Annotated in this window: 5 protein-coding genes, 1 other RNA gene and 1 pseudogene; 2 read left to right on the forward strand and 5 right to left on the reverse strand. The window is 68.0% G+C overall.

Annotated elements, in window-relative coordinates; genetic code table 11:
• The 3 genes from HX774_RS18570 to HX774_RS18580 all read right to left on the reverse strand — a co-directional run.
• A partial coding sequence (locus HX774_RS18570) for an SspB family protein (protein WP_178828917.1) occupies nucleotides 1-427 on the reverse strand: 427 nt, incomplete at its 3' end.
• A 74-nt stretch (nucleotides 428-501) separates the two neighbouring features.
• Nucleotides 502-867: a transfer-messenger RNA gene (gene ssrA / locus HX774_RS18575) on the reverse strand.
• A 45-nt stretch (nucleotides 868-912) separates the two neighbouring features.
• Complete coding sequence (locus tag HX774_RS18580) at nucleotides 913-1,761, reverse strand: class I SAM-dependent methyltransferase (protein ID WP_178828918.1); 849 nt, start codon at nucleotides 1,759-1,761, stop codon at nucleotides 913-915.
• Between HX774_RS18580 and HX774_RS18585 the strand changes: the two are divergent.
• Nucleotides 1,760-2,131: pseudogene (locus tag HX774_RS18585) on the forward strand (MerR family transcriptional regulator); the annotation flags it as partial. The gene HX774_RS18580 and the pseudogene HX774_RS18585 overlap by 2 nt on opposite strands.
• Before the next feature lie 96 nt (nucleotides 2,132-2,227).
• On the opposite strand, the gene miaA reads toward HX774_RS18585, so the two are convergent.
• On the reverse strand, nucleotides 2,228-3,112 hold the full coding sequence (miaA, locus tag HX774_RS18590) for a tRNA (adenosine(37)-N6)-dimethylallyltransferase MiaA (protein ID WP_178828919.1): 885 nt from the start codon (nucleotides 3,110-3,112) through the stop codon (nucleotides 2,228-2,230).
• Between the two features lie 77 nt (nucleotides 3,113-3,189).
• Here miaA and HX774_RS18595 point away from each other — a divergent pair, with 77 nt between their 5' ends.
• Nucleotides 3,190-4,260 carry an Mrp/NBP35 family ATP-binding protein gene (locus HX774_RS18595; protein WP_178828920.1) on the forward strand — a complete coding sequence of 357 codons (1,071 nt, stop codon included), beginning with the start codon at nucleotides 3,190-3,192 and terminating at the stop codon, nucleotides 4,258-4,260.
• Nucleotides 4,261-4,707: 447 nt separating this feature from the next.
• Here HX774_RS18595 and HX774_RS18600 read toward each other — a convergent pair.
• The coding region (locus HX774_RS18600; protein WP_178828921.1) for a DNA topoisomerase IV subunit B at nucleotides 4,708-6,579 on the reverse strand (1,872 nt) is incomplete at its 5' end.

Below are 6,579 nucleotides of genomic sequence, written 5' to 3' on the forward strand. Positions count from 1 at the left end.
CGTTCGGGTCGCGGGCAGGGGGCGTCAGCGGCGCGATCTCGGCCTCGACGATCTCGGGCTCTTCGAACTGCAGCAGGAACTGCACGCTGGGGTCGTAGAAGCGGGTCACGGCCGAATAGGGCATGGCCAGGACCTTGGGCATGCCGCCGAACTTCAGCATGATCGAGAAGCGGTCGTGCTGGACGTCCAGGTCCCAATACTGATGCTGCAGGACGATGGTCATCTCGTCCGGGTATTTGGCCAGCACGTCCGGCGGCACCGAGACGCCAGGCGCCCGTGTCTTGAACGTGATGTAGAAATGGTGCGCGCCGGGAATGCCGGCGGGCTCGGCGGCGCGTTCAAGCGCCGAGCGGACCACGCCGCGCAGGGCGTCCTGGGCGAGCTGCTCATAGAACATCTCGTCGACCGGGGGAGATTGATCCGTCATCGGAAGCCTCGAAACTGGGTACGCGCGACTGTTACCCGCGACAGGGGAATGACGGAAGATGGTGATTTGGGGAAAGTGGAGGGCTTCTGTTGGCAGGCGCCCTCCGGGCCCCGCCTGAGGAACTGATCCCTCAGGACTTAAGTGTTCGAAATCTACCGAACCGCATTACGCGGCGAGGCGGACTTCTCCAGCGAAGTTATCGTTCGCAGTTAGAAAATGGCCCGATACGGTGGGCCAAGACGGGCAAAAGCATCCTCTTTACACGTCCGTCGATGCTAGTCGGCCCCGCAGCTCCCGCCGATAACGCGGTGAGAGATTTGGTGGAGCCGCCGGGAATCGCACCCGGGTCCGGTCCGCTTATTACAGGCGCGTTTATCGCCATAGTCCGGGCGAACCCGGACATGACCAATATAGGCTCTCAGCCCGCGCGTTCCAAGGGCGCAGCGTCGTCTGCGTCGATTTTACAGTGGGATAGTCGATGAGGCCTATCTGGCTCGCGCGCGAACCAACCAGCAGGCGGCGGTGAAACGGGCGACGCCGTCGGCCACAAAGAGCGAGAAGGCCTGATTGACCGCGTCGATCACCCTGGTCCGGGTGGCTTCGTCCAGATCAGGCAGTATTTGGCCGACGCGCCCCATGCGTGCGGCATAGGTGGCGAGGTCGTCCGCCGACAGGGTGCAGGGCGCGTCGAGCGGCTGAATGTCGATGTCGCGCCATGACGGCTCCAGAATGGCGCGCACCCGGTCGGCGTCGGCGAAGGCGAACTGGCCTGGGGCTGAAGGATCGCGGGGCTCAAGTTTGGGCAGGTAGGGGGCAGCGGCCTGCTCGGCGGCGACCATGAAGGGATTTTCCACCGTACCGCGCCAGGCGATGAAGGTCAGATCGCCTCCGTCACGAACGGCCCGGCGCAGATTGGCGAAGGCCTCCGCCGGGTCATCGAAGAACATGACGCCGAAGCGCGAGATGACGGCGTCGAAGCTGTCGGGGGCGAAGGCATGGCCTTGTGCGTCCCCGGCGATGAACTGGGCGTTGGCCAGGCTCTCGGTCTCGGCGCGACGGCGGGCGGCGGCGATCAGGGGCGCCGAGATATCCAGTCCGGTGCATTGCCCGGCGGGCGCCAGTCGTCGGGCGGCTGCCAGGGTCGTCGCGCCTGCCCCGCAACCGATATCGAGGATGTTGCGGGCGCCGCCGGCTGCGACTTCGTCCGCCAGCAGGCGCTCAAACGGCAGGAACAGGCGGTCCAGAAGCTGCTGCTGCTCGACCCATACCTCGCCGCCGCGTGAGTTCCACAGCGCCGATTGCGTTTGATTGGGCGGGATAGGCGATTGGGTCATGGCGGCGTCCTTGTATCTGGTCTCGGTCCGCGCGACGATACGACTTCAAGCCCACTTGAGGTCAACCGTGAAGCTGCTGGATATCGGCGAGGTGGCGGAGCTGTGCGGATTGCCCGCTTCGACGCTGCGATTCTATGAGGAAAAGGGACTGATCGCCTCGGTCGGGCGGCGCGGCTTGAGGCGGCTGTTCGACGGGGAGGCGCTGGACCGGCTGTCGCTGATCGCCCTCGGGCGCTCGGCGGGTTTCTCGCTGGACGAGATCGGAGACATGCTGGGTCTCGACGGTCCGCCGCGGATTGATCGGGCCAGGCTGGCGGACAGGGCGGATGAGCTGGATCAGACGATCCGGCGGCTGACCGCCCTAAGCAAAGCCCTGCGTCATGCAGCGGAATGTCCGGCGCCCAGCCATATGGAGTGCCCGACGTTCAACCGCTTGCGGCGGGCGGCGGTGGCGCGGGGCGCGAGGCTAGATCCCCGGCGAAACGCGCGCCCAGTCCGAGGTCTGATTCCTGAACCAGGTCAGCTGGCGCTTGGCGTAGTGGCGGGTGGACAGGCGGATGGCGGCGACGGCCTGGTCCAGGGTTGTGGCGCCCGACAGATGGGCGGCCAGTTCGGGGACGCCGACGGCCTTCATGGCGGGCAGGGTCGGGTAGAGGTTGCGGGCGAGCAGGGCGCGGACCTCGTCCAGGGCGCCGTTCTGGATCATCTGGCTGACCCGGACGTCGCAGGCGGCGTAGAGGCGGTCGCGGGGCGGCTCGACGACGAGGGCCTCATAGGAACCCGGCGCCAGCAGGGGCTTGGTGTCGGCCTTCCAGTCGCTGAGCGCGCGCCCGGTGGCCTGGGCCACGGCCAGGGCGCGGATTAGGCGCTGGCGGTCGCCGGGGGTGATGGCGGCGGCGGCGGTCGGATCGACCTCGGCCAGGCGGCGACGGAAGGCGGCTTCGCCCTCAAGGTCATAGGCGGCCTGGACCGTGTCGCGGACGGCGTCGGGCACGGCGGGAATGTCGGCCAGGCCGCGCGTCAGGGCGTTGAAATAGAGGCCGGTGCCGCCGACCAGCAGGGCGGGGCGGTCCTGAGCGGTCAGTTCCTCCAGCAGCGGCATGACGGCGCGGGTCCAGCGGCCGACGGACCAGGATTCTGCGGCGTCGGCGACGCCGTAGAGGCGGTGTTCGGCGCGGGCTTCGTCCTCAAGCGAAGGGCGGGCGCTGAGGATGCGCAGGTCGACGTAGAGCTGCTGGCTGTCGGCGTTGATGATGACCGCGCCGGTCTTCGCCGCCATGTCCAGCGCCAGACGCGACTTGCCCGAGGCGGTCGCGCCGGCGATCAGGGTGAGGCGGGGCGTTTTGGTCAAAGGAACAGGCTCGCGAACAGGACCAGAGGGCGATAGAACGCCCGCGACCGGCCCGGCAAGGGCCAAGGAGCAGAGCCTTGATCGACCGCACCGCTGTAATCGCCGCCCTCGACGCCGTTGTGGACCCGAAATCGGGGCAGGGGCTGGTCGCCGCCGGCCTGGTTCAGGGGCTGACGGTGGCCGAGGACCGAGCCGGCTTCGTCATGGAGGTTCCGGCGGGTGAGACGGCCATCTACGCCCCCGTGCGCGACGCGGCCGAGGCGGCGTTGAAGGTCATGCCGGGCATGGCGCGGGTCTCGGTCGTGCTGACCGCCGAGGCCGTGGCGGCTGCGGCTCCCCGTCGCACGGCGGGCCTGTCGAAGGCTGCGACCGATCAGGGACGAGCCAAGGCGCCGGTTCCGACCGAGCGTCCGGCCCATGTGAAGCGGGTTCTGGCTGTGGCCAGCGGCAAGGGCGGGGTCGGCAAGTCGACAGTGGCGGTCAATCTGGCGGCGGCGCTGGCGGCGAGGGGCCTGTCGGTCGGTATTCTGGACGCCGACGTCTATGGACCGTCGCTGCCGACCATGCTGGGGCTGTCGGGCCAGCCGGCCTATGTGGACGGGGCCATCGTGCCGCACGTCGCGTTTGGGCTGAAGGCCATGTCGGTGGGCCTGTTGACCAAGGCTGACGACGCCATGATCTGGCGCGGGCCGATGGCGTCGCAGGCCATCACCCAGATGCTGACCCAGACGCGGTGGGGCACGGAAGACGCGCCGCTGGACGTGCTGGTGGTGGACCTGCCACCCGGCACCGGCGACGTGCAACTGACCCTGATCCAGAAGACGCCGCTGGACGGGGCGGTTATCGTCTCGACCCCGCAGGAGGTGGCGCTGGCCGATGCGCGTAGGGCGCATACCTTGTTCCAACGCGTCAACGTGCCGACCCTGGGCCTGATCGAGAACATGAGCGGAGACGTGTTCGGGCGCGGCGGGGCCGAGGCCGAGGCGGCCCGGCTGGGCGTGGCCTTCCTCGGAGACCTGCCGCTGGACGCGACCCTGCGTCAGGCGGGGGATGAGGGCCGACCGCTGGTCTCGGCGGAGCCGGACGGCGAGGTGGCGGCCCGGTTCGCGGCGGTTGCGGCCAAGGTGGCGGAAGGTCTTGGCCTCTAGGGACGGGGAGCGGGTTGGCTATTGCACTGCATCAAGAAAAAACAGTGCAATTGGTGCCATCAGCGGCGGCGGCTTTGGTCCCGCTGATCTCGGCCTGAGCCGGGAGGGAGCGGGACCGGATCACGGCGTCAGGCACGATTTTCGGAAAGGTCTGAGCCGGGGGCCTGGGCGGACCGGGGCGGGCGGTGATGTCAAAGAACAGCCCGCAGTCTGAGCTGATCCGGCGCCTGGGCGAGCAGATGACGCTGGTCGCCAGCTCTAGGGCTGTCTTTTCAATGGTTTGCGTCTGCGACTTGTGATGGCTGCACGGCGATAGCGTGCACATCCGGGTCTTTGTCAGACGTAAGCGAGGCGGCTTCGCCGAGGCGAAGCGCCGACCCTCATCCGGCCCTGCGGGCCACCTTCTCCCACCGGGAGAAGGAAGCCAGCCAGGCGAAGGAAGGCGATTTAGACGTCCAGATCCGCCACGGCGAAGCGGGCGTTTTCCTGGATGAACTGGTAGCGGGCCTCGGCCTTGCGGCCCATCAGGCGTTCGACCAGATCCTCGATCTCTTCCTCGCTGTCGGGCAGGGAGACGCGCGCCAGGGTCCGTTTCTTCGGGTCCATGGTGGTCTCTTTCAGTTGCGAGGCCATCATCTCGCCCAGGCCCTTGAAGCGCCCGATCTCGACCTTCTTGCCCTTGAAGACGGTGGCCAGCAGCTCGTCGCGGTGGGCGTCGTCGCGGGCGTATTCCGACAGGGGGCCGGCCGAAATCCGATAGAGCGGCGGCAGGGCCATGAAGAGGCGACCCTGACGGATCGTCTCGGGCATGGCGCGATAGAAGAAGGTGATCAGTAGGGCCGCGATGTGGGCGCCGTCCACGTCGGCGTCAGTCATGATGACGATACGCTCGTAGCGCAGGTCTTCGATGTTGAAGCGGCTGCCGGGCTGCACGCCCAGGGCCAAGGCCAGATCCGACAGTTCGATGTTCTGACGCAGTTTGTCCGCCGTGGCCGAGGCGATGTTCAGGATCTTGCCGCGCAGGGGCAGGATGGCCTGGGTGGTGCGGTCGCGCGCCTGCTTGGCCGAGCCGCCGGCCGAGTCGCCCTCGACGATGAACAGTTCGGTGCCTTGCGCCGATTGACGCGAACAGTCCGACAGCTTGCCCGGCAGGCGCAGCTTGCGGGTGGCGGCGGCGCGCTGGACTTCCTTGTCCTTGCGGCGGCGCAGGCGGTCCTCGGCGCGGTCGATGACGAAGCCGAGCAGGGCGTTGGCCTGCTTCGGGCTTTCAGTCAGCCAGTGGTCGAAGGGGTCGCGCAGCAGCTGTTCGGTCAGGCGCTGGCCCTCGGGCGAGGACAGGCGGTCCTTGGTCTGGCCCTGGAATTCCGGGTTGCGGATGAAGACCGAGATCAGGGCGCCGGCGTTGGCGATGACGTCCTCAGCCGTGATCTGGGCCGCGCGCTTCTCGTTGATCAGCTCGCCGTAGGACTTCAGGCCCTTGACCAGGGCGGAGCGGAAGCCGGCTTCGTGCGTGCCGCCGTCGGGGGTCGAGACGGTGTTGCAGTAGGAGCCGATGAAGCTGTCGGCGTCGCCGAAGCCGATGGGCGACCAGGTGACGGCCCATTCCAGAGCGCCCGCCTCGCCCTTGCGCTCGGCGCGGCCGGCGAAGACGGGGGTGACGGTTTCCAGCTCGCCCACGCGTTCGGCCAGGGCGTCGGCCAGACCGCCGGGGAAGTGCAGGGTGGCCTCAGCCGGGGTGGCGTCGGTGATGCGTTCCGGGGCGCAGGTCCATTTGATCTCGACGCCGCGGAACAGATAGGCCTTGGCGCGGGCCATGCGGTAGAGGCGGGCGGGCTTGAAGGCGGCGCCGACGCCGAAGATCTGCTCATCCGGATGGAAGCGGATCAGGGTGCCTTTTTTCTTCGACGGGCCGATCTGCTGGATGGGGCCGAGGACCAGGCCGCGACTGAAGGACTGGCGCCATTCGAAGCCGTCGCGCCAGACGGTGACGTTCAGATGGTCCGACAGGGCGTTGACCACGGAGACGCCGACGCCGTGCAGGCCGCCGGAGGTCTCATAGGCCTTGCCCGAGAACTTGCCGCCCGAGTGCAGCACGGTCATGACGACTTCCAGGGCCGACTTGCCGGGATGTTTAGGGTGGGGGTCGACCGGGATGCCGCGGCCGTCGTCGCGAACCGACAGGAAGCCGTCGGCGTCCAGATCGACGGTGATCAGCTTGGCGTGGCGGGCCACGGCTTCGTCCATCGCATTGTCGAGGACTTCGGCGAAGAGGTGGTGCAGGGCGCGCTCGTCGGTGCCGCCGATATACATGCCGGGGCG

It is taken from the genome of Brevundimonas sp. P7753 (assembly GCF_013386595.1).
GTDB lineage: Bacteria > Pseudomonadota > Alphaproteobacteria > Caulobacterales > Caulobacteraceae > Brevundimonas > Brevundimonas bullata.

Coding starts and splice junctions, on each gene's coding strand:
- HX774_RS18580 (WP_178828918.1), bottom strand. CDS start 1,761: ATGACCCAATCGCCTATCCCGCCCAATCAAACGCAATCGGCGCTGTGG.